The following is an 883-nucleotide window of genomic DNA, read 5'->3' as shown; positions in this document are numbered from 1 at the left end:
GCCCAGACCTCTGAGGAGGTGTTCTGCGTCGTCACCAGGCGCGGCAACATCCGTCCATCGGCATGCGCCGCCGAGGTCACCGCGCTCTCCCGGATAAAGCCAAAGCGCCGGTCGATCGCGATGTGGGTCTTGTAGCCAAAGACCGGCAAGGCGATCTGCGGCAAGGGTGTGCCGTCGGGCCGATACCGGATCTTGCCGCCGATCTTCAGCGTCCAGCGCGCGTCGACGTCCTTCTGCGCTGCGCAGCGGAGCGTGCGCGCAGGATTGCTGTTTTGACCGCGTTCCTCACAGCGGCTGCGCTGCTGCTGGGGGCGGCGGCCGCTTCCTGGGCCGCGACGCTCGGGGGCGAGCATCGCGACGACAGCCTTCGGATCGACCCCGCTGTCTGACTGACGCGCAGGAGCGCTCGCCTCTCAAACATACCGCTCCCGTCTGCTTGCACGGGAGCGGCCAAAACACGCGTTCTTATAGCCGGTGGTTGGCGCGCCAAATTTCGACATGGAGAACAAGCTGAATCAGTAAGCGCTCCTCGTGTGCCTTCCAAGGCGCCAGTTAGCTCTTGGATAGGCTCCAACCCGGCGTCATAGTCAGCCCGCGATTTGATCCTTGCTTCCATGGGCAGTAATCCCGGCGGACGCTATTTAGTTTCGACTTGCTTCCACGCTATCCGCTACTCTTCAAGACGCTCCTCCGACCATTGCGCTCGATCCCGTGGCCATAGCTCTCTGATCCGCTCTTTGGCGGCCGGCGCTTCGCGGCTGAGCTTGACGGAAGCACTCAACCGCTTGGCCAATAATTCAGCCGCTTTGAGCGTTTCGAACAGATCGGGCGACTGTCCGTAAGTGGCGCCCGGCACATCCCGCGCAAGAACAGCTCACAGCTC

General features: G+C 62.9%; 1 pseudogene. It reads right to left on the bottom strand.

Annotated elements, in window-relative coordinates:
• Positions 1–353: pseudogene (locus AC1DVA_RS28760) on the bottom strand (IS5/IS1182 family transposase); the annotation flags it as partial.
• Positions 354–883 lie beyond the last annotated feature (530 nt).

The sequence above is a fragment of the Allobosea sp. P4_C6 genome, from assembly GCF_056402015.1.
This window is presented reverse-complemented; position numbering and strand designations above follow the sequence as displayed.